Genomic DNA, 25023 nt, shown 5'->3' with positions numbered 1-25023 from the left:
ATATGGCTAAAAAACACTTAATGGCAACGCAAAATATAGCGAAGAAATCCGTTAAGCGCGCTGTTAACAAAGCCAAGCAAAGTATCGACGAGCAAGAGCACGTTACTACCTTGTCTTTTGGTTTAGGTTTGGTGTTTTTTGTTGCGGTTTTGGTTAGTTTAATCAGTATTAGTTGGTGGCTTACACAGCACTTTATTGGACAAGAAAGCGCGCCTGTTACCTCAATTATTGTGGCGGGCGAAATGCCTTACAGTCAACGCAGCGATATTATCAATGCTATTGACCAAATAGACATGGGCAACTTCTTTCAAGTTAATGTCAATGAAGTGCAAAACCGAGTAATGACTCTGCCTTGGGTTTACTCAGTAGCGGTAAGAAAACAATGGCCGAATGAGTTGAAAATATATGTAGTTGATCAAACGCCTGTGGCTGTTTGGAATGGTGATTTTCTCATCAACCAGCAAGGGCATGTATTTCAAGCCGATATTGAACGTATAAAACATTATTTACCGAGTTTTTTTGGACCTGAAGGAAGTGAGCTATTAGCGCTAGATAATTACAGAAATCTCAATGAGTTACTTGAGTATAAAGCCTTAGCTATTGATGAATTAGTATTGAGTGAACGCTTCTCTTGGTTGTTAACCTTAAATGATGGTGTCACCTTAAATTTAGGGCGTGAAGAGCGAGTTGAAAGAATTCAACGCTTTATGGACGTATACCCAATAATTAAAGAGCAACTTAAAGTAAAAATAAATACAGAAAAACAGCAAAATCAGGCGGTTGATTACATAGATTTACGGTATGATACGGGATTGGCTGTTGGTTGGAAAACGATAGACAATATTTCGCGCTTAAAAAGTGGTGATCAGGCCAGTAAACAAGGGCGAAATACAGAAAAAAATGAATTACTAAAAAGTAACCAGAATACTGATAACAACCTTAGTAATTACCTAAAACTAGCACAATCAGTAAAGAGTTTAAGTTAAATGTCGAAAGCAGCAGAAAGAAAATTAGTGGTTGGCCTTGATATAGGCACCTCCAAAATATCTGTCGCCGTAGGTGAGATCACCCCAGACAACCAATTAAGTATTATTGGTGTGGGTAATCAACCTGCTCGCGGTATGGATAAAGGCGGAGTAAATGACTTGAATTTAGTTATTCAAGCAATTCAACGCGCTATCAATGAAGCTGAATTAATGGCTGACTGTCAAATAAGCTCAATTTACTTAGGTATATCGGGTAAGCATATTAGTTGCCAAAATGAAAATGGCATGGTGCCAATTAACGACAAAGAAGTGATTCAAGAAGACGTAGACAATGTTATTCATACTGCGCGCTCTGTACCTATTTCAGCAGAACGTCGCATGTTGCATGTACTTCCACAGGAATACAGCATTGACTGTCAAGATGGCATTAAAAGTCCAATAGGTATGTCTGGCGTACGTATGGAAGCCAAAGTTCATATCATCACTTGTGCAAATGATATGGCTAAAAATTTAGTAAAATGTGTTGAACGCTGTGATTTAACTGCCGACCAATTGATTTTTTCAGCACTCGCCTCAAGTTATGCGATATTAACCGATGATGAAAAAGAGCTCGGGGTTTGTGTTGTCGATATGGGCGCAGGCACTATGGACATGTCAGTATTTACTGGTGGTACGTTACGACATACCGCAGTTATTCCAGTAGCGGGTAATCAAGTTACTAGTGACATTTCTAAAATATTTAGAACACCATTAAGTCACGCGGAAGAGATAAAAGTGCAATATGCTTGCGCACTAAAACAATTAGTAAGCATGGAAGAAAGTATTGATGTGCCAAGTGTGGGGGGGAGACCAGCACGCTCAATGTCACGTCATACTTTATCTGAAGTGGTAGAGCCAAGATATCAAGAATTGTTCGAGCTGATCCAAGATGAGATCAGAGAATCAGGCTTAGAAGATCAAATTGCTGCAGGTTATGTGTTAACTGGCGGTACGGCAAAAATGGAAGGTGTATTAGAGTTTGCAGAAGAGATATTTCAAATGCCAGTACGTATTGCCAATCCTTTGTCAGTACAAGGCTTGAAAGAATATGTGAATGACCCTAGTTATGCCACTGTTGTTGGGCTTTTACATTATGGAATGCAAGCCAATAGTAGCGTTGAAAACGACATAAGTAAGCGTGAAAGTGTCGGTGATCTTTGGTCAAAAGTTCACGCTTGGTTTAAGGGTGAATTTTAACGCGGTTAAGGGTAAAAAGGTTTGGCTGTTGAGCGGAATAACAGTTATTTCGAGTTGTTGTTAATTACTAAGTGTAAATAAGTAAGTTAATAATTAACGTCAATTTATTAAAATTTAAGATTTGTAAGTAAAACGGAGAGAGAAAAATGTTTGAATTAATGGAAGACCATAACGAAGAAGCGGTAATTAAAGTTATCGGTGTTGGTGGCGGTGGCGGTAATGCTGTCGAGCACATGGTTTCACAAACGATTGAAGGGGTAGAGTTTGTTACAGCAAACACTGACTCGCAAGCGTTACGTAATTCTTCTGCAGATGTAACTTTGCAACTTGGTGCTGATGTAACCAAAGGCTTAGGTGCAGGTGCAAACCCTGAAATTGGGCGCTGTGCAGCAGAAGAAGACCGTGAAACAATTAAGCAAGCCCTGCAAGGTGCTGATATGATCTTTATCGCAGCGGGTATGGGCGGCGGTACAGGTACAGGTGCTGCACCAGTCGTTGCTGAAATTGCTAAAGAAATGGGGATTTTGACGGTTGCTGTTGTAACAAAACCGTTTCCATTTGAAGGTAAGAAACGAATGAACTATGCCGACCAAGGCATTGAGTTTTTATCTAAAAATGTTGATTCATTAATTACTATTCCAAATGAAAAACTACTTAAGGTACTTGGCCCAGGCACAAGTTTATTAGATGCTTTTAAAGCGGCTAATAACGTTTTACTTGGTGCGGTACAGGGTATTGCAGAGTTAATTACTCGCCCAGGTTTGATTAACGTCGATTTCGCCGATGTACGCACAGTAATGTCTGAAATGGGCACTGCCATGATGGGCTCAGGTACTGCTTCAGGTGATGACCGAGCACAAGAAGCAGCTGATGCTGCTATCTCTAGCCCGTTACTTGAAGATGTCGACTTAGCTGGTGCTCGTGGTATTCTTGTTAATATCACCGCGGGTATGGACATTAGCATTGATGAGTTTGAAACTGTAGGTAACGCTGTTAAAGCATTCGCTTCTGAAAATGCTACTGTTGTTGTTGGTGCGGTAATTGATATGGATATGTCAGACGAACTTCGCGTTACTGTTGTTGCAACAGGTATTGGCGCTGAAAGTAAACCTGATATTACCTTAGTTAATCCTATGCCAATGCCAGAGCAAAAAGTGGTAGGTAGCGACTATACGCCAGCTGCTCCACAAGCAAGTGCGGCAAGTGAGCCAGTAGCGATGACTGATAGTAATGCGCAAAAAGCAACAGCGGCAGACTTAGATAACTATTTAGATATCCCTGCATTTTTACGTAAACAAGCTGACTAATTAATACTTTGCTAAGTCATAATTATATTGATGGTTACCTTGTGATTACTCGGTATTTTTGATTCTAGCGTATTAATTTGGTATATTACGCGCCCGTTAAACCAACTGGTTCGACTTGTTAGATGTTTTGTTAGGTATGCTGATTAAATATATTAAGCTATATTTTAATAAGAATATGCTTTTAATTCGTTGGTGTAGTGGCAATAGAACGTTGATAGCAAACGTATACATATTTTGAAGGCAAAATAAGCGAGGCTAATATGATTAAGCAACGTACATTAAAAACAGAAGTTTCAACAGTAGGTGTTGGCTTACATAAAGGTGAAAAAGTGCAGGTTACTCTCCGTCCTGCGCCGATAAACACCGGTATTGTATTCCGTCGCATTGATCTCAACCCTGCAGTTGAGATTAAAGCAGTGCCTGAAGCTGTGGGTGAAACTACACTATGTACCTGTTTAGTTGATGAGCAACAAGTTAAGGTATCAACAGTTGAGCACTTACTCTCAGCTGTTGCAGGTTTAGGTATTGATAATCTTATTGTTGATGTTGATGCACCTGAAATTCCTATTATGGATGGTAGTGCCTTACCTTTCGTTTATTTAATTCAATCTGTTGGTATTGAAACGCAAAATGCCCCGAAACGCTTTTTACGTATTAAAAAACCTATTCGCGTAGAAGAAGGTGACAAATGGGCAGAGTTACTTCCTTATGAAGGTTTTAAAGTCAACTTTGCTATTGAATTTGAACACCCTGTTATTGAAAAAACTTGTCAAACCATGACCATGGATTTTTCTAGCTGTTCTTTTATTAAAGAGATCAGCCGAGCAAGAACTTTTGGTTTTATGCGAGATATTGATTTTTTACGATCTCACAATTTAGCATTAGGTGGTAGCTTAGAAAACGCTATCGTACTTGATAACTTTCGTATGCTAAATAAAAATGAATTACGTTACGATGACGAGTTCGTAAAACATAAAATCCTTGATGCGATTGGCGATTTATATATGGGTAGTGCTAGTATTTTAGGCGAGTTCAACGCTTTTAAATCAGGGCATGGCTTGAATAATATGTTGCTAAGAGAAGTATTTAAACGTACTGATTCTTGGGAGTGGGTAACCTACGAAGACGATAAAGCATCGTCTCCTATTGAATACCAAGAGATTAACGCAACAGCGTTTTAAGTTTATAAAATGTGTATTGTTAAGTTAAAAGGTGAATATTTCTGTTCACCTTTTTAGTTTATGGTGATTTGAACCGCGCGATTATAATCCCGCCTACAGGGCGAATTTACATTGCATGAATGTATTGTAACCACCGTAGGCGGGAACTTGTTCGCGTTTGCGCTCTTATCTTTTCCCTGCAACTCTCGCCAACCTCTCTAATTTCTCTTTTAAACCCTTTGGCGCATTTTTAGCAATTTCTAAAAACTGTTTAGCGGTTTTTTCATTGACTATGCCGTTGGATAAAGTATCTACCTCTATTTTTTTTAACTCATTAGCTCGGTATAACTCTGTACGTGTTTTCTCGGTTATATCATGGCGCTGTTGCCGAAACCCTTGTGGGTTTACTTTAATTTCTATGCGCTTGAAGTGACCTTCCGTATTATTTAGTAAAGCACTACAAATATTATTACGTTCAAACTGTAAGCGTTGTCCCCAAACTGGCGACTTTACTTCTATTATCAAAGTATCTTCGCGACAATTAGCAATATTAAACGCATCTGCTGGTAAATCAGGGCATATTTGCCGTACAATATCAGCCAAAGTTGCCAAAGAGTTGGTTTTTGATTGAATATGTGCCAAAGTGCCTGTCGTTTTTTGTAACAGGGCAGACATATTAATAGGGACTTTTGATTTTCTAGCCATGGTGTTTCGAAACCCAACAAATTATCAAAATGAGTAAAGATCAGTTATTATATTCAACTTACGCTCAGCTTATGCTTAGTGATAGCAAAAAACAGAATAAATTAACTGAAAAAGATACCTATGAGTTTAACACTACTATACCGTGGAAAGAACGTCCGATTTTCAATGCAGCTTAGTAAATTGCATTGGCTATCTGCGTTGTGTGCTTTTGCACTTATTTCTGGGCTAGTTGTGCATCTTCTAGCAAGTAATAAGTTACAACCTAACAATGAAACATATTTATTGTCATCACAAGTTGAGCCTGAGCCTGATAACATTAAAGCACAAAAAGTTACTGCGCTAACGATAAAACTTGCCGAGTTGCAAAGCCAAGTATTACGCCTAAATGCTTTAGGTGATCGCTTGGCCGAAGATGCGAATATTCCCGAAAAAGAATTTAATTTTAGTCACCTGCCAGCAAGTGGCGGTCCTGCCTCAGATACTATGCCGCTCATCAATCAAACCTTTGACGAATTGTTTATAGAAATAGAACAATTTGAAAATACAATAAATCATGAAGAAAAACAGTTACAAATGCTTGAATCTTTAACCTTTGGTCACCATATACAAAATAATGGCTACTTATCTGGTAGGCCAATAACTAAAGGTTGGTTATCGTCTTATTATGGCGTCCGTAAAGACCCTTTTAACGGCAGAGCAACGATGCATAAAGGTGTAGACTTTGCTGGGAAAGAAAATACTCCTGTAATATCAACCGCTTCAGGTATTGTAACTTGGTCAGGTAAGCGATTCGGTTATGGCAATTTAATTGAAATTAATCATGGCGAAGGGATATCTACTCGTTATGGTCATAACAAGGATTTACTGGTTAAAGTTGGTGATGTAGTTAATAAAGGGCAACATATTGCACTGATGGGTAGCACGGGTCGCTCAACTGGACCGCATGTTCACTATGAAATTTTAAAAAATAATAAACAAATCAATCCAATTAAGTTTGTTTATCGAAAAGGGAAGTAACGGATATACGTTAAATAAAACGTTAGTCGGTTATCATAATAATCCACAATAAGGTGACGATAAAGTCACTGATAATTCTCAATTAATGGTTTAAATAAGATGTTTGGAAGTTTGTTAACAAAAGTATTTGGTAGTCGAAATGATAGATTACTGAAAAAAATGGGCAAAGAAGTCGCTAAAATAAATGCCCTTGAGCCAGTTCTTGAAGCGTTAAGTGATGAAGAATTAAAAGGCAAAACGGTTGAATTTAAAGAACGTTATGCTAAAGGTGAAACGGTTGACGAATTATTAGTCGAAGCTTTTGCCGTGGTAAGAGAAGCCGGTAAACGTGTATTTGGTATGCGTCACTTTGACGTGCAAATGATTGGTGGCATGGTACTTAATGACGGCAAAATTGCTGAAATGCGTACTGGTGAAGGTAAAACCCTAACAGCAACTTTACCATCTTACCTAAACGCTTTAACGGGTAAAGGTGTTCATGTCATTACCGTTAATGATTATCTAGCGGCTCGTGATGCTGATTGGAGTCGCCCATTATTTGAATTTCTTGGTTTAACAGTTGGTTGTAATGTTGCCGGTATGGCGCCGCAAGATAAACAAGCAGCGTATCAAGCTGACATCACTTATGGAACAAACAACGAATTTGGTTTCGACTACTTACGTGACAATATGGTGTTTTCAGCACAAGAACGCGCACAAAAACCTCTACATTTTGCCATTATTGATGAAGTTGACTCTATTCTTATTGATGAAGCGAGAACGCCTCTAATTATTTCTGGACAAGCGGAAGATAGTTCTGCACTTTATAAAACAATCAACACCTTGGTGCCAACGCTTGAGCAACAAGAAGAGGAAGATAAAGAAGGCGAAGACAGCACAGGTGATTACACCATTGATGAAAAAGCTAAACAAATTTATCTTACCGAACGTGGTCAAATTCGCATTGAAGAGATCATGGTTGAAAAAGAACTATTAACCGAAGGCGACACTTTATTCTCAGCCGCAAATATCACTTTACTACATCATGTTATGGCAGCATTACGCGCTCATAAGCTTTTCCAAAAAGATGTTGATTATATTGTAAAAGATGGCGAAGTTGTGATTGTTGATGAGCATACGGGTCGTACAATGGACGGTCGTCGTTGGTCAGAAGGCTTACATCAAGCAGTAGAAGCGAAAGAAGGGGTTAACATTCAAAATGAAAACCAAACGCTTGCTTCTATTACCTTCCAAAACTATTTTAGAATTTATGAAAAACTGTCAGGTATGACAGGTACTGCAGATACTGAAGCGTTTGAGTTTAATCATATCTACGGTTTAGAAACGGTTATTATTCCAACTAACCAGCCTATGGTACGTAAAGATTTATCTGATTTAATTTTCTTAACAGCAGAAGAAAAATTTGAAGCGATTTTAGATGATATTCAAGATTGTGTTAAACGTGGCCAGCCAGTATTGGTTGGTACTATTGCCATTGAAACATCAGAATTTTTATCTAGCTTCCTGAAAAAAGCCAAAATTAAACATAAAGTACTGAATGCTAAGTTCCATGAACAAGAAGCAGAAATAGTTGCTGACGCAGGTAAAGAAGGCGCCGTGACTATTGCAACTAACATGGCTGGTCGTGGTACTGATATTGTTTTAGGTGGTAACTTAGATGCAATTATTGCGAAATTAAAAAATCCATCAGAAGATGATATCGCTAAAGCGAAAGCGCAATGGAAAATAGATCATGAACGCGTACTTGAGCTAGGTGGTTTACATATTGTCGCGACAGAACGTCATGAGTCACGTCGAATAGATAACCAATTACGTGGCCGTTCAGGTCGTCAAGGTGATGAAGGCTCAACACGTTTTTACTTATCAATGGAAGATTCATTGATGCGTATTTTTGCCTCAGAGCGTATTTCAAATATGATGCGTAAACTTGGTATGGAACGTGGTGAAGCCATTGAGCATCCTTGGGTTACAAAAAGTATTGAAAATGCACAACGTAAAGTTGAGAGTCGTAACTTCGACATGCGTAAGCAGCTATTAGAATATGATGATGTTGCTAACGATCAGCGTGGCGTTATTTATGAACAACGTAACGAATTACTTGATAATGAAGAAATAGGTGATGTAGTTAGCGCCATTCGTAACGATGTAATTAATGGTGTTATCGATAATCATATTCCGCGTCAGTCAATGGATGAAATGTGGGACATTCAAGGTCTTGAAGAGCAATTGAAAGGTGAATATGCAACTGACTTACCTATTGCTAAATGGCTTGAGGAAGACAGTAAGTTATATGAAGAAAGCTTACGTGAAAAAATTATTGTAGAATTTGATAAAGTATACAAAGATAAAGAAGAAGCCGTTGGCGCAGACGTATTACGTCACTTCGAAAAAGCAGTAATGCTACAAAGTTTAGATTCTCACTGGAAAGAGCACCTATCAGCAATGGATCACCTTCGTCAAGGTATTGGTCTTCGTGCTCACGCTCAAAAGAACCCTAAACAAGAATTTAAACGTGAATCTTTCCAACTATTCACTGAAATGTTAGAAAACTTAAAATACGATGTTGTGGGAATTTTATCGAAAGTACAAATCCGTGCTGAATCAGATGTAGAAGCAGTTGAAGAGCAACACAGAAAATCTGAAGAAGTACCAAAGAACTTCCAACATGAATCAACTGATGTAGAAGAAAAACAAATGCCACGTGTCGGTCGTAATGACCCGTGTCCTTGTGGCTCAGGTAAAAAATACAAGCAATGTCATGGTAAGTTAGCTTAGTAGTTTATTTCAGATATTGTTTAAAATGCCAGTCTTGTGACTGGCATTTTTTTTAGTTAATCTTGTTCAGCTTAATAATCGAGAAAAGTATGAAGAATATTGTCCATGTTGCTGTTGGTGTCATTCAAGGTATTAATGCCGAAGGTTTACCGCATTATTTCTTAACTAAACGCTTAGCAGACGTTCATCAAGGAGGAAAGTGGGAATTTCCAGGTGGTAAGGTGGAAATTGATGAAACTGTTGCTCAGGCGCTCGCTAGAGAGCTTAAAGAAGAAGTAGCCATTGACGTCTTATCTTGCCAACCCCTAATTAAAATTGAACATACTTATTTAGCAAAGAATAAAGACAAAGATGATAAACACGTATGTTTAGATGTGTACCTAGTTGATAACTTTCTTGGAGAGCCAAGTGCACAAGAAGGACAAGGTGAAGGTTGGTTTACCTTAGCACAATTTGACTCGCTAGAGTTTCCTGAAGCAAATAAAGCAATTATAGAAAAGCTGAGGTTACAAAGTTAATACTGTAAATTGCCCGTAATAACGTGATATTTTGATTGTAGATCTGAATTCATGTTGCATGTACTGTATGGGTGTAATTTATTAGACAATGCCGAAGCATATTATCCTGCTCAAGCTTATTTCTATGTTGACCTTAATTACAGCAACAAAGCTGCGCGATTAAAATCCCGCCTACGGCACAATGCTATTGAACTCTAGTTGTATGTGGGACTTACGTTGCGTAGATGCAACTTATTAGACAATGCCGAAGCATATTACTCTGCTCAAGCTTATTTCTATGTTGACCTTAATTACAGCAATAAAGCTGCGCGATTAGTACTCTGCATACAGTAGTCATATCACCAAAATCTAATTGTAGGCGGGAACTTGTTCGCGCTTGCCTGTATGCTGATTTTAATCGCTCTTGCTCTAAAGAGGTTAATATTAGAAATAAAATCTCTTTATTCTGGCTCAACAAAAAACTTATTATTCATTAAAAACTCATCTTCCATGGCATCAAGCATTTCTTCAGACAACATGGTGTCTGGTTGAATGTTTTGACTGATTTTATGGTTTTCTTCTGCCCACTCACCTAGATCAATTAATTGGCAGCGTTTACTACAAAAGGGTCTGAATTCACTACTTGCTTGCCAGAGAACAGAAGTTTGACATTGTGGACAAGGAACTTTTAAGGTCATAATAATTTATTAAATCGGTCAGAAAGTAAGTGTAATTATACACTAAAGTTGTTCGCATGGAATGATAAGAAAATCAGGTTTTATTATAGAAGAAGGTATCTAATAAAGTGAAAATAGTAGCTTTTAACTTGCCTTTTAGTTAGCAGCGAGCTAATTGAAAAACTGTTGCTTGGTTAGCGTAGCGGCGGCCTGTATATTGGCAAGGCAGCATAAAGCGTATTGAGTAACGGAATTTATTTCCACTGACGGTTGGATAGTAAGGTGCGTCTGAGGCTATTTTTATACGTAATAATAATATTCCTTCACCATTATCTTGATAAAAGCCACTATCCACTTCTATGGTTTCAAATACCGCTCGTTGTCGAATAAATTTAAGTACTAATGCTAACGATGATGAAATATCCGTTAGTAAATTGAACCAATGTTGCATTTCTTGTTTTGTTTCTGCTTCGCCTTGGTGAAGCCAAAAGTGCAACTGTGGTAAATCAAAACTTGAGCTTCCGCCTTGTATAGCAAAACGCTGCTTTAAACTGGCTAGTAATTTATCTTCTTTTAGTTTGCACCATGTTGGTTGCGGTACTCTTAAATGAGCAATAAGCTTCACCGCTTCTGATAAGTTCATTTCAAGTGCTGTGGTATCTATGTCTGGTGCTTGTGACCAAATAACCAGGCTCTGCTCAAGTTTTTCTAGATCTTTAATTAAATCACCACGCACATCATTTCGCTCTAAGGTATCAATAATAGAAAATAACGCGCTAAAAAACACTTGATGGCTAGTTTTTATTGATAGATTGTTATTAAGACAAGAATATATCTGAGCGAAAAATTGCTCAAGTTTTAGGTAATTTCTAATTCGCTCATTGAGCGGGTGTTCGTATAATACCGTAGACATATAGAAATGTAAGACCAGTTAAACTTGAAGTGGATATTTAATTATTTATTGTTGTTTTTTAAACCATTTTTGTCAAGGCTAAATACTTTTGATTAAGGTCTCTTACTTGCTTTTCTATATCAGTACGCTGATCTGTTTTGTTACTAAGTATTTCTTTGTTGTTAGTAGGCGTTTCGTTATTAATTATATCATCAGCAGCTTCTAGTCTTTCAGTGCGACTTATTTGGCTATCCATAATAGATTTTATCACTTCTGCAGAGCTACTATCCCTTAACAAAGTCCGTTCTATTTGGGTTTGTTCGCTAACATCAACGACTAATACTTTATCGACTAACAAGTTAAGGTTATTTTCAATCAATAAAGGTGCTACTAAAATACAATAATCGCTGCTTGCTGCTTTAGTTTGCGCAATAATATTTTCACGTATTAATGGGTGAAGTAAGTTATTAAGCCAAAGTTTGTCGGCTTCACTAGAAAATATTCTATTACGTAATAAGCTTCTGTTGAGTTGACCATCTTCTTCGATAAACTCTGCGCCAAAGTGTTGAGCAATTGCTGATAGCGCAGGGCTATTAATAGCGACTACTTGCCGGGCAATTATGTCAGCATCAATAATATCAACACCTAAGGTTTGAAATATATCAGTGATAGTCGTTTTACCACTGCCAATTCCACCTGTTAAGCCAATAACTAATTTAGACATAATATAGTTAACTCAAATATGTGATTAAGTACTTTAAGGATATTTACTCTGAGTGACATTTTTCGAGTATATTTACTTATCGATTTACCTGAATATTTATGAAATAGTTTGTAAATACCAAGTCCAAATTCCATTACCCCATAAAAGTGTGATCCAACCAGCGATCGCTAAGTATGGGCCGAAAGGAATACCTTGCTCTTTATTGTGGTTTTTAAATAACAATAAAGAGATGCCAATAATTGCTCCTACTACTGAAGCCATTAAAATAAGCAATGGTAATAATTGCCAACCTAGCCAAGCACCAAAAACAGCAAATAACTTAAAATCACCAAAGCCCATACCCTCTTTGCCTGTTAATAACTTAAACAGCCAAAATACAGAGAAAAGGCTCATATAGCCAACCGCTGCACCAATTACAGCATCAGTTAATGGCACAAAAGTACCGTTTATATTTAACAGTAAACCTAACCATAGTAAGGGGAGAGTAATTTGGTCGGGCAATAACATGTGATCAAAATCAATCATAGTTAATGATATTAATGACCAAGTTAACAATAACACCCAAAAAGTTTCAGCTGTAGGACCAAAGTGATGGGCAACCACCAAGCTTAACAACATGGTTGATAATTCAACAAGTGGATAACGCGCTGAAATTTTCGTCGTACAATTACTGCACTTACCTTTTAAAAATAACCAGCTGATTACTGGAATATTTTCATAGTAACGAATTTTATGATTACAGTTGGGGCAAGTAGAATCAGGTTTAGATAGAGTTATTGCCGTCATTTCTTTCGGTTTTATATCAGTTACTTCATCCGCTAAAAATTCGCGGCACTCATGATACCAAGTGTACTCCATTATTTTAGGGAGGCGATAAATGACTACATTGAGAAAACTACCAATGACTAAGGAGATTAAGCCAACGGTGGTGTAAAATAAAATAGGAGATTGATTGAAAAAAACATGAAAGTTTTGAAAAAATGAAATTAAATTATCGATCAATGGGATAGCCTTTACGTAGTATTAGCAAAATAAACATTAACAAGTTAAATGTTAGTAAATTAAGGTTAAGCATTAGCAGTAACAATTTATTACTGCTAATGCCTAGAGACACTTTAAACAATTTTACCAATTTCAAATATAGGTAAGTACATAGCTATAATTAAACCGCCGATTACTACACCTAATACTGCCATAATCATGGGTTCTAGCAAAGCAGTTAAACCATCTACGGCATCATCAACTTGCTGCTCATATACATTAGCAACTTTAGATAACATGTCATCGACAGCGCCAGACTCTTCACCAATAGCTACCATTTGAATAACCATATCAGGGAATATCTTACAATTACGCATGGCTAAATTCATTTGCATACCAGATGACACTTCAGCTTTTACTTCTAATATCGCGTCTCTAAATACCGCGTTACCAGATGCACCAGCAGCCGACTCTAAGGCATCAATTAGGTTAACACCGGCAGCAAACGTTGTTGACAGAGTACGCGCATAACGAGCAACCGCAGCCTTTTCTAATAAATCACCAATAACGGGAAGCTTTAAAATAGTGACATCAACTTTATCGCGAAATTTTAGACTATTTCTATGAGTACGCTTGAATAAGAAAAAGGCAATGTATAAACCTGCTAAACCAAAATACCAATAGGCTTGCATAAACTCTGATATTGCAATAACCATTAAGGTAAATGCTGGTAATTCAGCACCAAAACCGGAGAATATATCTTGAAATACAGGAACTACAAAAATTAACAAAATTGAAGTAACAATAAAAGCGATCACTAAAACAGCAACTGGATAAACCATAGCTTTTTTAATTTTACTTTTTAATGCTTCTGATTTTTCTTTGTAAGTCGCTATACGACCAAATATTGTTTCTAAGGCGCCAGACTGCTCACCAGAAGCGACTAAATCGCAATATAAATCATCGAAATACAGCGGATGGTCACGTAAACAATCAGATAACGGAATACCAGAGGAAAGTTTAATATTAATATCACCCAAGAGTTTACGCATTTTACCATTGTCATGACCACTACCTATCATTTCAATGGTTTGCACAAGTGGTACACCAGCACCTAACATGGTAGCTATTTGTCGAGTAATTACGGCAATATCGCCAGGAGTTATGGCTTTGTCGCCACCACCTATGCCGAATAAAGGTTTTGGTTTTTTCTTAACCCGACTAGGCGTTATTCCTTGTTTACGTAATTGAGCCTTTAACTCAATAATACTGTTGGCAGGTAGTTCACCGCTTATTTTTTTACCTTTACGGTTAACACCTTGCCAGACGAAAATTTCTAACTCTTTGACTTTACTTTTATCTTTAGCTGTTTTTTTAGTTGTTGTGGTAGCCATAGTTAACCTTGCGCTGTTAAGCTCTATTAAAGCACTATTACTCTGATGTTAATTATCAGAATAGAGTTTTTCAAATGATATTATAATATTGTGTTTGTTAAAATAACTGAATTTAACCTTAAGTGCTAGTTATACAGTTAGTTATAAAATAGTTTTACAGTATCTAAGTCTTTACTATCCGGTGGTAACCCTATTTACTTCGGCTAAACTTGTCATGCCACTCATCGCTTTTTTCAGACCTGATTGGCGTAAATTATTATAACCTTCTTTTTGACATTGCGTGGCTATGTCTAAAGAGTTGCCACCTTCCATAATTATAGAGGCTATAGTAGGGCTGATTTTTATTACTTCATAAATACCAACGCGACCTTTATAGCCGGCAGTACAATGCGTACAACCCACAGGTTTATAAAGTTGTATTTCACTTAGCTTGTCTGCCGGGAACCCTTGCTCGGCTAATTGCATTTCAGTTAACTCTTCCGGCTCTTTACACTGTGAGCATAAACGGCGAGCTAATCGCTGGGCAATAATTATAGAAACAGAGCTCGCCACATTATACGAGGGCACGCCCATATTCAGTAATCGGGTTAAGGTTTCAGCTGCTGAGTTGGTATGTAAAGTTGATAAAACTAAATGACCAGTTTGTGCTGCCTTAATGGCGATTTCTGCAGTTTCTAAATCTCGAATTTCACCTACCATGACTATATCGGGATCTTGACGAAGGAAAGACCGTAAAGCACTAGGAAAAGTTAAACCCGCTCGAATATTAATTTGTACTTGGTTAATCCCTTCAAGGTTAATCTCTACCGGATCTTCTGCGGTAGAAATATTACGCTCTTGGGTATTAAGAATATTAAGGCCAGTATAAAGCGATACTGTTTTACCCGAGCCAGTAGGTCCGGTTACTAAAATCATACCTTGTGGTTGCTCTAATGCCTCCATGTATATTTCTTTTTGTTCGGGCTCATACCCCAACATATCAATACCAAGCATAGCGCTAGAGGAATCCAAAATACGCATTACAATTTTTTCGCCCCACATGGTAGGTAGTGTACTAACACGAAAATCTATCGACTTTTTCTTTGATAAGGCTAATTTAATACGACCATCTTGTGGTACGCGTCGTTCGGCAATATCCAGTTTTGACATAACCTTTAAACGAGCCGCCATTCTTGATGCTAAATTAGCAGGTGGTCTAGCTATTTCCGTTAATATACCATCAATACGAAAACGAATACGAAAAGACTTCTCATAAGGTTCAAAGTGTAAATCAGATGCGCCTTTTTTAATGGCATCAAGTAATATTTTATTAATAAAAACAACGATTGGTGCATCATCGTCGCTGACTGCGTTATTATCACTTTTCTCAGAGTCTTCTACATCAATACCAGCGAGTTCATCTGAGTCTGCATCACTAATCTCAAGTGCCGAGCTTTCATCTTCAAGTACTTTTTCAATACAAGCCTGTAGGCTTTTTTCATCACATAAAATTAATTCTGTGCTGTAACCTGTATTAAATTGAATCTCTTCAAGGGCATCTAAATTTGTTGGATCTGACATGGCAACAAACAGTACTTTGCCACGCAAATATAAGGGCAGAGCGTTATGTTTGCTTATTAGCTTTTCATTTCTAACACCCTCTGGGATAGAGTTCATGTCAAAAAGGTTAAGTTGAATTTGTGGGTAACCAAAGCTTTTAGAAAGCACTTTGGCAACACTAACCGGATCAAGTTCTTTATTTTCGATTAAGTAACGAATAAAAGGTTTATTTTTACCGACAAAATCTTCAACTATTTCATCAATTGAATCTAATGAAATCAGGTTCTGTTTGGATAATGCCGATAATACGCTTGATTGCTGATGATTGCCTTTCATAATAAGTGCGGATAACCTTTTGGAGGAGTTGATAATATCTTATAAGTTCAGTGTAACTTATATCAGCATAAAAGGAAAAAAGGAAACTTAATCAATAGGGAAAATGGGAGCAGAGTAACCTTTTCATTTTTATGACGAACCACGTTCATTTATTATGTACAGCTAAAACAACTAATGGCATTAGTAATATGATGCAAGCATTAGGAGGTTATGTTAGATATTTTAATAACATCTATCATCGTAGTGGAACATTATGGGAAAGGCGCTTTAAATCTTGCATTGTTGAAGAAGAAGAGTATTTGTTGCAGGTTTATAGATATATAGAGTTAAATCCAGTTTGAGCCAAAATGGTTGAGACTCCGGCCGATTATAAATGGTCTAGTGATTGTGTAAATGCACTAGATAAAGCATCAACATTTTGTACGCTTCTTACACGATTACTGTACGCTTCGTTGGTTTTATCTTGCGCTTAGTAAAAATACAGCTGAGCGATTACTCGTATACCAAAAATACTTTTTTTATGTACTATAAAATGAAAAGTTCACTGAACTAAGAGATAACCGAATAAAGGATTAGCTTTTGGAGGTCAGCGATTTAAGATGGAAATAGAAAAGTTAACAGGTAGACGAATGGAAGCAGGAAAAAGAGGGAGACCAAAAACGAATGGAAAATAAGGGCTGTTTACGTCTTATTTAAAATAAAAAAGCTCCCGAGGGAGCTTTTAGCTAGGGGTAAATGGAAAAGTAATTTAAGTAGTTAAAGTTACTCTGACCCCATTTTTTGTTCCCTTTATTTTTAATATATAAAAAACAAAGGGGCTTTAGGCTGGTTTAGATATTAAAACTGTTCACAGAAACCTGAATTTATACACCCACCAGTCTGTGACCATGTTACTTGTCCATTGTTTAGCGTAGGGCTGATTAAGTAGGTATCGGTTGCTGCAACACCATTAGCTGCAACTGGAGTTACAGTAATAACACCATCACCGGTAACAGTAACTGAAGTAACTGCAGTATCACCAGCAGCGCCAGCAGCAAGAGCTGCTATTCTAGTATTGCCCAATTCATTACAAGTAGTTACGGCGCCTGTTGTTTGAGCACAAACCTCAACAGCACTTTTTACACCGCCGGCAGCAGCTTCAGTGGCTCTATAACTAGATGTAGCAATGTATTCTTGATAAGCAGGTAATGCTATTGAGGCAAGTATGCCCACAATAGCTACAACGATCATTAATTCAATTAGTGTAAAACCTTTTTGTGTGCTTTTTTTCATTTGTTGTAAGTTTTTCATATTTTATGTTTCCATTTTATTTTAAGGGGGCTGACAGCATCTTGCGACAAATTTTAGTAAATGTAAAACTTTGTTACCACTTTTTTTGATTTATTTTTACTGGTTAACCACTGTGCGATTATTTTATAACCCATTATTAACTAACGCTTAACTTTTGAGCTATTTTAAAGTTCTGTTAACATAGAGAACCTAGCTTGTTTACAAAATAAAGTTAACTTTCATGGGTAAATATAAAGGTACATTTATTGTAATACGTTTTAGGGGGCAGGTTCTAGGTTCTAGGTTTTAGGCACTAGGCTTTTCCTCCTAGCGCCTAGTATTTAGTTCCTAGTACTTAGTACCTAATTTTTTCCTTTTAAAAATAAAATGGTTGTTTTTAGATAATATAGGTGATCTTTAATACAAGTTTCTGTATAATCCGCGCTCCCTACGTTACAAATGCCTATTGTTTTCAGGTTTGTTTGCAGTGTAATGCTCTAAGCTTCCTATATACAGTGGCGCTGGGCTCGATGCTCGAAGGGGCAATGGCGTAGTCCATTTAACCGATGTTTTAAGCTTTTATGTTAAGTAACTTCTTATTTCGTCATTTAAGTAACATTTATAAAATTGGGTTTTTTAATGAAAACTTTTGTAGCAAAACCAGCAAGCGTTCAACGCGAATGGTTCTTAGTGGACGCCGAAGATAAAACTTTAGGTCGTATCGCTACTGAAATAGCTAGCCGTTTACGCGGTAAGCATAAAGCAGAATATACACCTCACGTAGATACTGGCGATTACATCGTTGTTATTAACGCTGAGAAAGTACGTGTAACAGGTAACAAAGCGAAAGGTAAAATTTACTACTCGCATACTGAGTTCCCTGGTGGTCTTAAGCAAATTAGCTTTGAAAAGTTAATTGAAAAAGCTCCTGAGCGCGTTCTTGAATTTGCTGTTAAAGGCATGTTACCTAAAGGTCCTTTAGGTCGTGAAATGTTCCGCAAATTAAAAGTGTATGCAGGTGCAGAGCATCAACATACAGCACAACAACCACAACTTTTGGAGCTTTAAGCAATGGCTGATAATCAATATTACGGTACTGGTCGTCGCAAGAGCTCAACCGCTCGTGTGTTCATGAAAGCTGGTAACGGTGCAATTACAATTAACAAACGTGACATTTCTGAGTACTTCGGTCGTGAAACTGCTCGTATGGTTGTTCGTCAACCATTAGAGTTAGTTGAAATGTTAGAAAAATTTGACTTCAACATCTCTGTAATCGGTGGTGGTATTTCTGGTCAAGCTGGCGCGATTCGTCACGGTATTACTCGTGCATTAATGGAGTTTGATGAAACTTTACGTGGTTCTCTACGTACAGCTGGTTTCGTTACTCGTGATGCGCGTAAAGTTGAGCGTAAGAAAGTGGGCTTACATAAAGCACGTAAGAAACCACAATTCTCAAAACGTTAATTTTTATTATATTCAAAATTTTTACGACATTGTCGTTGGTATTTATTTAAGATACTTATTAAGCATAAGTTTCAAGAATCATAATTCGACGACTTTGTTAAAATCTAGAATATTTGAAATGATACATTTAAAAAACCGACCTTGTGTCGGTTTTTTTATATCTGAAATTTATGGTTAATTAATTTGGGTGAGATAAAGACGAACAAATATTAGCGCGAACAGGATAATATACTCCTGCATTGTTTAATTAGTTGCATTCATGCAACGTAAGTTTCCGCCTACGGTGATGTGGTGGTTGCATTCATACAAGGTAGATTGATTCCTGCGGTAAGGTCATATTATTTGTGCTAGTTAAGTGAGCTGTTGTAGGCGGGATTTTAATCGCGCTATTTTTTAAGAATTAATGTCTGTTTGAATGATGAGAAGTTTAAAGTGTAAATTAATTAGAGCGCGAACAAGTTCTCGCCTACGGTGATGTGGTGGTTGCATTCATACAAGGTAGATTGATTCCTGCGGTAAGGTCATATTATTTGTGCTAGTTAAGTAAGCTGTTGTAGGAGGGATTTTAATCGCGCTATTTTTTAAGGATTAATGTCTGTTTGAATGATGAGAAGTTTAAAGTGTAAATTAATTAGAGCGCGAACAAGTTCCCGCCTACGGTGATGTGGCAGTTACATTTATGCAAGGTAGATTGGTTCCTGCGGTAAGGTCATACTATTTGTGTTAGTTAAGTGTGCTGTTGTAGGCGGGATTTTAATCGCGCGAATTTAATTCATTTCAAATAAATTGAATTCCAATACGGGTATTTTTTAAGGCTTTTAACAATGCCTGCACGTAACGGATTAGCAATTATATAACGGGCTTGGTTTATTAAATCTGTATCATCTTTTATTTGATGATCAAAATAATCTGATTGCCAAATACTCCCTGTATGGTTAGATATATTATTGATGAGTTGAGTGCTCCTGCCTTTAAATCGTTTTATTACTTCTGAAAGTGTATATTTATTTAATAATTGAAATTGCCAATGTAAATGATCAGGCATAAGAACATAGCTTATTGTTTTAATGGCTCCTTCACTTTCGAGAAGATAAAGTTGTTTAACTGTTATTTGTGCATTTTGTAGGTTTGAAAAATAATTAAACCTATTTTTTGTTGTGATGGTAACCACATAATAATGCCATGCCTGTGAAGATCTTCCTTTACGTAATAAGTGTGATTTATGCATATCAATTCCTTTTATATTCTGCATTTATTATTTTAGCTTCTAATAACAAAAGCGCGAACAAGTTCCCGCCTACGGTGGTCAAGCGGGTTTTTGTGCTTATTGATTGAAGCGCGAACAAGTTCCCGCCTACGGTGGTCAGGCGGGGTTTGTGTTTATTGATTGAAGCGCGAACAAGTTCCCGCCTACGGTGGTCAGGCGGGGTTTGTGTTTATTGATTGAAGCGCTAACAAGTTCCCACCTACGGTGATCAAGCGGATTTTGTGTTTATTGATTTAAGCGCGAACAAGTTCCCGCCTACGATGGTCAAGAGGGTTTTGTGTTTATTGATTGAAGCGCGAACAAGCTCCCGCCTACGGTGATCAAGCGGGTTTTGTGTTTATTGATTTAAGCGCGAACAAGTTCCCGCCTACGGTGGTCAAGAGGGTTTTGTGTTTATTGATTGAAGCGCGAACAAGTTCCCGCCTACGGTGAACAAGTGTGCCGCGTGTAATTTATAATTTTGTTGTAGGTGGGGTTTTAATTGCGCTATTTTTAACTTAAAAAACGCCTGTAGTTACAACAATGAAATAGTTGATTGATTTCTAATTTACTCAGTTTAAAATCCCCTTGTTATCTGTATTGCTAAATATTTCAAAGTATTTCTACTTTTACAGTGCCTAACTAGCTTTAGCCCTTGTAAAAAATGGGCTATTTCTTTATGATCAGAAAAATTTTTTTATCGTTATGCCCTTAGTTGGTATAAATTGAACTAACAAGAATAAAATTCAGCTTTTTTATCTAGTTATTGTGGTATTGGATGAATGGCTGTAGTTAATCTTTTGTTGGTGTCCTAGTTGGAGAGTATAAATGAGCAATGTGCCTGTAAATAACGGCCGCAGACGCTTCCTAACCGCTGCTACTGCAGTTGTTGGTGGTGCTGGTGTGGTTGGCGCTGCTGTGCCTTTTATTGCTTCCTGGAATCCAAGTGCGCGTGCGAAAGCGGCGGGTGCTCCAGTTGAAGTTAATGTAGGTAAAATGCAGCCTGGTCAATTAATTCGTGCAGAATGGCGTGGTAAACCCGTCTATATCGTTCGCCGATCAGAGCAAATACTTGAAGAATTATCTAAGCATGATAGCCACTTACGCGATCCAAGTTCAGCAGAGCCGCAACAGCCTGAATATGCAGCTAATGCTTACCGTTCAATTAAACCTGAGTATTTAGTTGCTTTAGGTATTTGTACCCACTTAGGTTGTGCGCCAACTCACCATAATGGCGATTTCGAGCAATTTGTTGAAGGTGTTCCTAACGGCTTTTTCTGTCCGTGTCATGGTAGTACTTATGATATGGCCGGTCGTGTATTTCAAAACGTTCCTGCACCATTAAACTTAATGGTTCCTGAGCATTCTTTTATTAATGATGGCACTATTATTATTGGTGTTGGTCAAGATGAAGATAAGGGAGACGCGTAATGTTAATGAAATTATTTACTGACCTTATGGGTTGGGTTGATCAACGTTTACCTGTAACTGATGCTTGGAATAAGCATGTTGCACAATACCCTGCACCAAAAAACTTTAACATCTGGTATGTATTCGGTATTTTAGCTTCTATCGTATTAGTTAACCAAATCCTTACGGGTATTTGGTTAACGATGAACTATGAGCCATCAGGTGCGGGTGCATTTGCTTCTGTAGAATACATCATGCGTGATGTTGATTATGGTTGGTTATTACGCTATATGCATTCAACAGGTGCCTCGGCATTTTTTGTTGTTATCTATTTACATATGATGCGTGGTTTAATGTACGGCTCGTACCAAAAACCGCGTGAATTGCTGTGGATCTTCGGTATGTTGATCTTCTTAGTATTAATGGCTGAAGCCTTTATGGGGTATTTATTACCTTGGGGTAATATGTCTTACTGGGGGGCACAGGTAATTATTTCCTTGTTTGGCGCTATACCAATTATTGGTGATGATTTAACACAATGGATTCGTGGCGATTACGTTATTTCAGGTGCTACCTTAAACCGCTTCTTTGCTTTACACGTTATTGCTTTACCTTTAGTTATTGTAATTCTTGTGTTTTTACACATTTTAGCATTACATGAAGTGGGCTCTAACAACCCAGACGGTGTTAACATTAAAAAGCCTAAAGGCAGTGTTAAACCTGAAGATTTAAGTAAATTTACTTTCCATAAACAATACAGTGGTAAATACGATATTGTTGATGCAGTACCTTTCCATCCTTATTATACCGTTAAAGATTTAATGGCTATTGTTGGTTTCTTATTCTTCTTCTGTTGGGTAATGTTTTTTGCGCCAGAAGGTGGTGGTTACTTTATGGAAGCGCCAAACTTTACACCGGCTAACGGCTTGAAAACACCTGAACATATTGCCCCTGTATGGTACTTTGGACCTTTCTACACCATTTTACGTGTTGTTCCTGATAAATTATTAGGTGCGGTTGCTATGTTTGGTGCTATTGTAATGTTGTTCTTATTACCTTGGTTTGACCGTGGTACTGTGCGTTCAGTACGTTTCCGTTCAAAATGGCATTTAATTAACTTAATTCAATTTGCTATTTGTTTCATTATTCTTGGTATATTGGGTACTATGCCAGCAACACCTATTGCAAACTTAATTGGTGTTATTGCTAGCTTCGGTTACTTTGGTTTCTTCGTCGCTTTGTGGTTCTATTCGAAGAATGAAAACACTAAACCAGTACCAGAGAGGGTTTCATACTAATGAAAAAATTAATTTTAGCCTTCACGCTTAGTGTTGCCGCATTACTTTCAGCTACCGCATTAGCTGCTGGACCAAGTATTCCGTTGGATAAAGCCAACAATGATTTGTCAGATAAAGAGTCATTAAAAAAAGGCTTTAAAACATACCTTAACTATTGTTTAGGTTGTCACCAACTTCAATATCAACGTTACAACCGTACCTTTGCTGATTTAGGTATAGATGATGCAGATGGTGTTGAAAATTATATGTATACTGGTGATAAAGTTGGTGATCATATTACTAATAATATGTCGAAAAAAGACGCGGCAAAATGGTTTGGTACCGCGCCACCAGATTTAACATTAGAAGCGCGTTTACGTAGCCCAGATTGGATTTACACCTACTTACGTTCTTTTTATATTGATGAATCACGCCCGTTTGGCGTAAACAACACAGTATTTAAAGATGTTGGTATGCCGCATGTTTTACAAGGCTTACAAGGTGTAAGTACTTTAGAAGTAAGCGAAGTCCGTGGTGAAGACGGTAAAATGCACAAGGTATCAACCTTATCCCCAGCAATGGGTGGTAGTTTAACAACTGAAGAATATGATGTTGTTATTCGTGACTTAACTAACTTTTTAGAATATGTTGGTGAGCCAAATAAACTTGAACGTAAAAATATAGGTTACTGGGTTCTAGTATTCTTATTCTTCTTCTTTATTCTTACTTATTTCCTTAAGAAAGAATTTTGGAAAGACGTACATTAAGTTTTTAATATAGTTATTTTCAGGGTAATTTGATGGTAAAAGATCAAATTACCCTTTGTTAGTTTTTAAAGTGGAGGCCCTATGGCCGTAGCAGCAAATAAACGCTCTGTAATGACGTTGTTCTCTCATGCAGATGATATGTATAGCCATCAAGCACGTATTGTATTAGCAGAAAAAGGTGTTGGTGTTGATATCAACTTAGTTGATTTAGACAACTTACCTGAAGATCTATTGGACTTAAACCCATATGGTACAGTACCGACGTTAATCGACCGTGAATTAGCTTTATACGAAGCTAAAATTATTGTTGAATATTTAGATGAACGTTTCCCTCATCCACCATTAATGCCAGTTTACCCTGTGTCACGTGGTCGTAGCCGCTTAATGATGCACCGCATTGAGCAAGACTGGTACAGCCTGACTAAAATTATTATGACAGGTACTGATGAAGAAGCAGCTAAAGCTCGTCAAGAGCTAAAAGAAAGTTTATTAAGTATTGCGCCTATTTTAAATGAAGCACCTTACTTTATGAGTGAAGAGTACAGTTTAGTTGATTGTTACTTAGCACCGTTACTTTGGCGTTTACCTGTATTTGGTATTGAATTAATTGGCCAAGGTTCAAAAGAGCTTAAAACCTACATGTTAAGATTGTTTGAACGTGAGTCGTTCCAAGCATCTTTAACAGAAGAAGAACGTGAATTACGCTTTGGTCACCCTGCATAATGGATGATTTAACGCCGAGTTTAATGAGTTCGAATAAGCCTTACTTAGTTAAAGCTTTCTATGAGTGGATTTCAGATAACGATCTAACTCCTTATATTATGGTGGACGTTAATGTTTACGGCGTATTAGTACCAATGAGTTATGTTTCTGATGGGCAAATAGTGTTAAATATTGCTGCATCAGCGGTTGGTAGTATTGCATTAGGCGACAGCTCTATTGAGTTCAGTGCGCGCTTTGGCGGCAAGCTTGAGCATTTAACAGTACCTTACGGTGCGATAGGTGCTATTTACGCGAAAGAAAATGGTGCGGGTACGTCGTTTGCTATTGAACACCCAGCTGAGGATGAAGTTGAAGCTATTGATGAAGTTGTTGAGAAGCCTAAATCTCCATTAAGCAGTGTTACTTCAACAGGTAGTGAAACAGACACCTCGAATAAACCAAAAAATAAAAGTAAGCCAAGCTTAAAAATTATTAAATAGTTTAACTTTTATCAACGTAATCAAAAAAACCTGTAAATAAGATAATATTTATAGGTTTTTTTATGCTTAAAATTTGAAGGATTAGGTATTATAAAGCTAGCTTCTAGAACTTATACCAAGTCCGTTAAATTACTGATCACCTTTACTGGTTAAAATACTTAA

Annotated in this window: 24 protein-coding genes; 15 read left to right on the top strand and 9 right to left on the bottom strand. The window is 37.3% G+C overall.

Features of this window, described 5'->3' with window-relative positions; translation table 11 throughout:
- The first annotated feature begins 2 nt into the window (after positions 1 to 2).
- From KO502_RS05880 to lpxC, 4 genes are all read left to right on the top strand, one after another.
- Positions 3 to 986, top strand: a complete 984-nt coding sequence (locus KO502_RS05880; RefSeq protein ID WP_252730532.1) for a cell division protein FtsQ/DivIB — start codon at positions 3 to 5, stop codon at positions 984 to 986.
- Entirely contained in the window at positions 987 to 2222 is a 1236-nt protein-coding gene (ftsA, locus tag KO502_RS05875) for a cell division protein FtsA (RefSeq protein WP_216021641.1), read from the top strand.
- Between the two features lie 146 nt (positions 2223 to 2368).
- Positions 2369 to 3529, top strand: a complete 1161-nt coding sequence (ftsZ, locus tag KO502_RS05870; RefSeq protein ID WP_216021640.1) for a cell division protein FtsZ — start codon at positions 2369 to 2371, stop codon at positions 3527 to 3529.
- A 260-nt stretch (positions 3530 to 3789) separates the two neighbouring features.
- Entirely contained in the window at positions 3790 to 4710 is a 921-nt protein-coding gene (gene lpxC / locus KO502_RS05865) for a UDP-3-O-acyl-N-acetylglucosamine deacetylase (RefSeq protein ID WP_216021639.1), read from the top strand.
- 165 nt (positions 4711 to 4875) lie between these two features.
- On the opposite strand, the gene KO502_RS05860 is transcribed toward lpxC, so the two are convergent.
- Positions 4876 to 5394 carry a DciA family protein gene (locus KO502_RS05860; protein ID WP_216021638.1) on the bottom strand — a complete coding sequence of 173 codons (519 nt, stop codon included), beginning with the start codon at positions 5392 to 5394 and terminating at the stop codon, positions 4876 to 4878.
- 120 nt (positions 5395 to 5514) lie between these two features.
- On the opposite strand from KO502_RS05860, the gene KO502_RS05855 reads away from it, so the two are divergent.
- The 3 genes from KO502_RS05855 (at position 5515) to mutT (ending at position 9704) form a co-directional block, all read left to right on the top strand.
- Positions 5515 to 6411: a M23 family metallopeptidase gene (locus tag KO502_RS05855; RefSeq protein ID WP_216021637.1), complete on the top strand. Its 897-nt coding sequence runs from the start codon at positions 5515 to 5517 to the stop codon at positions 6409 to 6411.
- A gap of 99 nt (positions 6412 to 6510) precedes the next feature.
- Entirely contained in the window at positions 6511 to 9186 is a 2676-nt protein-coding gene (gene secA / locus KO502_RS05850; protein ID WP_216021636.1) for a preprotein translocase subunit SecA, read from the top strand.
- An 89-nt stretch (positions 9187 to 9275) separates the two neighbouring features.
- Complete coding sequence (gene mutT, locus KO502_RS05845; RefSeq protein ID WP_216021635.1) at positions 9276 to 9704, top strand: 8-oxo-dGTP diphosphatase MutT; 429 nt, start codon at positions 9276 to 9278, stop codon at positions 9702 to 9704.
- Positions 9705 to 10144: 440 nt separating this feature from the next.
- Here the strand turns inward: mutT and yacG are convergent, their stop codons facing one another.
- The 6 genes from yacG to pilB all read right to left on the bottom strand — a co-directional run bounded on the left by yacG (position 10145) and on the right by pilB (position 16226).
- Positions 10145 to 10381 (bottom strand): DNA gyrase inhibitor YacG, encoded by a 237-nt coding sequence (yacG, locus tag KO502_RS05840; protein ID WP_216021634.1) that lies wholly within the window; start codon positions 10379 to 10381, stop codon positions 10145 to 10147.
- Between the two features lie 139 nt (positions 10382 to 10520).
- The gene (zapD, locus tag KO502_RS05835; protein ID WP_216021633.1) at positions 10521 to 11273 is read right to left on the bottom strand and encodes a cell division protein ZapD; all 753 of its coding nucleotides are present in this window, start codon (positions 11271 to 11273) and stop codon (positions 10521 to 10523) included.
- A gap of 58 nt (positions 11274 to 11331) precedes the next feature.
- Positions 11332 to 11976 carry a dephospho-CoA kinase gene (gene coaE, locus KO502_RS05830; RefSeq protein ID WP_216021632.1) on the bottom strand — a complete coding sequence of 215 codons (645 nt, stop codon included), beginning with the start codon at positions 11974 to 11976 and terminating at the stop codon, positions 11332 to 11334.
- A gap of 96 nt (positions 11977 to 12072) precedes the next feature.
- A complete protein-coding gene (locus KO502_RS05825) occupies positions 12073 to 12978 on the bottom strand; it encodes an A24 family peptidase (protein WP_216021631.1) in 906 nt (301 codons plus the stop codon).
- Between the two features lie 113 nt (positions 12979 to 13091).
- On the bottom strand, positions 13092 to 14351 hold the full coding sequence (locus KO502_RS05820; protein WP_216021630.1) for a type II secretion system F family protein: 1260 nt from the start codon (positions 14349 to 14351) through the stop codon (positions 13092 to 13094).
- Between the two features lie 174 nt (positions 14352 to 14525).
- Positions 14526 to 16226, bottom strand: a complete 1701-nt coding sequence (pilB, locus tag KO502_RS05815; protein WP_216021629.1) for a type IV-A pilus assembly ATPase PilB — start codon at positions 16224 to 16226, stop codon at positions 14526 to 14528.
- Positions 16227 to 16357: 131 nt separating this feature from the next.
- Between pilB and KO502_RS05810 the strand changes: the two genes are divergently transcribed.
- A complete protein-coding gene (locus KO502_RS05810) occupies positions 16358 to 16567 on the top strand; it encodes a transposase (RefSeq protein ID WP_216021628.1) in 210 nt (69 codons plus the stop codon).
- A 496-nt stretch (positions 16568 to 17063) separates the two neighbouring features.
- Here KO502_RS05810 and KO502_RS05805 read toward each other — a convergent pair whose 3' ends face one another.
- Positions 17064 to 17516 carry a prepilin-type N-terminal cleavage/methylation domain-containing protein gene (locus tag KO502_RS05805; RefSeq protein ID WP_289846773.1) on the bottom strand — a complete coding sequence of 151 codons (453 nt, stop codon included), beginning with the start codon at positions 17514 to 17516 and terminating at the stop codon, positions 17064 to 17066.
- A gap of 618 nt (positions 17517 to 18134) precedes the next feature.
- Here KO502_RS05805 and rplM point away from each other — a divergent pair.
- Both rplM and rpsI read left to right on the top strand, forming a co-directional pair.
- Positions 18135 to 18563 (top strand): 50S ribosomal protein L13, encoded by a 429-nt coding sequence (rplM, locus tag KO502_RS05800; RefSeq protein WP_216021627.1) that lies wholly within the window; start codon positions 18135 to 18137, stop codon positions 18561 to 18563.
- Between the two features lie 3 nt (positions 18564 to 18566).
- The gene (gene rpsI, locus KO502_RS05795; protein WP_216021626.1) at positions 18567 to 18959 is read left to right on the top strand and encodes a 30S ribosomal protein S9; all 393 of its coding nucleotides are present in this window, start codon (positions 18567 to 18569) and stop codon (positions 18957 to 18959) included.
- A gap of 772 nt (positions 18960 to 19731) precedes the next feature.
- On the opposite strand, the gene KO502_RS05790 is transcribed toward rpsI, so the two are convergent.
- On the bottom strand, positions 19732 to 20187 hold the full coding sequence (locus KO502_RS05790; protein WP_216021625.1) for a transposase: 456 nt from the start codon (positions 20185 to 20187) through the stop codon (positions 19732 to 19734).
- 846 nt (positions 20188 to 21033) lie between these two features.
- On the opposite strand from KO502_RS05790, the gene petA reads away from it, so the two are divergent.
- From petA to KO502_RS05765, 5 genes are all read left to right on the top strand, one after another.
- The gene (petA, locus tag KO502_RS05785) at positions 21034 to 21636 is read left to right on the top strand and encodes a ubiquinol-cytochrome c reductase iron-sulfur subunit (RefSeq protein ID WP_216021624.1); all 603 of its coding nucleotides are present in this window, start codon (positions 21034 to 21036) and stop codon (positions 21634 to 21636) included.
- Positions 21636 to 22913: a cytochrome bc complex cytochrome b subunit gene (locus tag KO502_RS05780; protein ID WP_216021623.1), complete on the top strand. Its 1278-nt coding sequence runs from the start codon at positions 21636 to 21638 to the stop codon at positions 22911 to 22913. The genes petA and KO502_RS05780 overlap by 1 nt, the downstream gene beginning before the upstream one ends.
- Entirely contained in the window at positions 22913 to 23659 is a 747-nt protein-coding gene (locus KO502_RS05775; RefSeq protein ID WP_216021622.1) for a cytochrome c1, read from the top strand. The genes KO502_RS05780 and KO502_RS05775 overlap by 1 nt, the downstream gene beginning before the upstream one ends.
- An 81-nt stretch (positions 23660 to 23740) precedes the next feature.
- The gene (sspA, locus tag KO502_RS05770) at positions 23741 to 24382 is read left to right on the top strand and encodes a stringent starvation protein SspA (protein WP_216021621.1); all 642 of its coding nucleotides are present in this window, start codon (positions 23741 to 23743) and stop codon (positions 24380 to 24382) included.
- Between the two features lie 23 nt (positions 24383 to 24405).
- The gene (locus KO502_RS05765) at positions 24406 to 24861 is read left to right on the top strand and encodes a ClpXP protease specificity-enhancing factor (RefSeq protein ID WP_252730530.1); all 456 of its coding nucleotides are present in this window, start codon (positions 24406 to 24408) and stop codon (positions 24859 to 24861) included.
- The last annotated feature ends 162 nt before the right edge of the window (positions 24862 to 25023 follow it).

The organism is Colwellia sp. E2M01 (genome assembly GCF_018860585.1).
GTDB lineage: Bacteria > Pseudomonadota > Gammaproteobacteria > Enterobacterales > Alteromonadaceae > Colwellia.
This window is presented reverse-complemented; position numbering and strand designations above follow the sequence as displayed.

What these genes read in the sequence shown, in the direction of transcription:
- KO502_RS05820 (WP_216021630.1), bottom strand. Translation starts at nt 14,351, where the DNA reads ATGGCTACCACAACAACTAAAAAAACAGCTAAAGATAAAAGTAAAGTC.
- KO502_RS05775 (WP_216021622.1), top strand. Translation starts at nt 22,913, where the DNA reads ATGAAAAAATTAATTTTAGCCTTCACGCTTAGTGTTGCCGCATTACTT.
- coaE (WP_216021632.1), bottom strand. Translation starts at nt 11,976, where the DNA reads ATGTCTAAATTAGTTATTGGCTTAACAGGTGGAATTGGCAGTGGTAAA.
- ftsA (WP_216021641.1), top strand. Translation starts at nt 987, where the DNA reads ATGTCGAAAGCAGCAGAAAGAAAATTAGTGGTTGGCCTTGATATAGGC.
- KO502_RS05810 (WP_216021628.1), top strand. Translation starts at nt 16,358, where the DNA reads ATGACGAACCACGTTCATTTATTATGTACAGCTAAAACAACTAATGGC.
- KO502_RS05880 (WP_252730532.1), top strand. Translation starts at nt 3, where the DNA reads ATGGCTAAAAAACACTTAATGGCAACGCAAAATATAGCGAAGAAATCC.
- KO502_RS05780 (WP_216021623.1), top strand. Translation starts at nt 21,636, where the DNA reads ATGTTAATGAAATTATTTACTGACCTTATGGGTTGGGTTGATCAACGT.
- rpsI (WP_216021626.1), top strand. Translation starts at nt 18,567, where the DNA reads ATGGCTGATAATCAATATTACGGTACTGGTCGTCGCAAGAGCTCAACC.
- KO502_RS05855 (WP_216021637.1), top strand. Translation starts at nt 5,515, where the DNA reads ATGAGTTTAACACTACTATACCGTGGAAAGAACGTCCGATTTTCAATG.
- mutT (WP_216021635.1), top strand. Translation starts at nt 9,276, where the DNA reads ATGAAGAATATTGTCCATGTTGCTGTTGGTGTCATTCAAGGTATTAAT.
- zapD (WP_216021633.1), bottom strand. Translation starts at nt 11,273, where the DNA reads ATGTCTACGGTATTATACGAACACCCGCTCAATGAGCGAATTAGAAAT.
- lpxC (WP_216021639.1), top strand. Translation starts at nt 3,790, where the DNA reads ATGATTAAGCAACGTACATTAAAAACAGAAGTTTCAACAGTAGGTGTT.
- KO502_RS05860 (WP_216021638.1), bottom strand. Translation starts at nt 5,394, where the DNA reads ATGGCTAGAAAATCAAAAGTCCCTATTAATATGTCTGCCCTGTTACAA.
- ftsZ (WP_216021640.1), top strand. Translation starts at nt 2,369, where the DNA reads ATGTTTGAATTAATGGAAGACCATAACGAAGAAGCGGTAATTAAAGTT.
- KO502_RS05805 (WP_289846773.1), bottom strand. Translation starts at nt 17,516, where the DNA reads ATGAAAAACTTACAACAAATGAAAAAAAGCACACAAAAAGGTTTTACA.
- petA (WP_216021624.1), top strand. Translation starts at nt 21,034, where the DNA reads ATGAGCAATGTGCCTGTAAATAACGGCCGCAGACGCTTCCTAACCGCT.
- KO502_RS05765 (WP_252730530.1), top strand. Translation starts at nt 24,406, where the DNA reads ATGAGTTCGAATAAGCCTTACTTAGTTAAAGCTTTCTATGAGTGGATT.
- KO502_RS05790 (WP_216021625.1), bottom strand. Translation starts at nt 20,187, where the DNA reads ATGCATAAATCACACTTATTACGTAAAGGAAGATCTTCACAGGCATGG.
- pilB (WP_216021629.1), bottom strand. Translation starts at nt 16,226, where the DNA reads ATGAAAGGCAATCATCAGCAATCAAGCGTATTATCGGCATTATCCAAA.
- sspA (WP_216021621.1), top strand. Translation starts at nt 23,741, where the DNA reads ATGGCCGTAGCAGCAAATAAACGCTCTGTAATGACGTTGTTCTCTCAT.
- yacG (WP_216021634.1), bottom strand. Translation starts at nt 10,381, where the DNA reads ATGACCTTAAAAGTTCCTTGTCCACAATGTCAAACTTCTGTTCTCTGG.
- rplM (WP_216021627.1), top strand. Translation starts at nt 18,135, where the DNA reads ATGAAAACTTTTGTAGCAAAACCAGCAAGCGTTCAACGCGAATGGTTC.
- secA (WP_216021636.1), top strand. Translation starts at nt 6,511, where the DNA reads ATGTTTGGAAGTTTGTTAACAAAAGTATTTGGTAGTCGAAATGATAGA.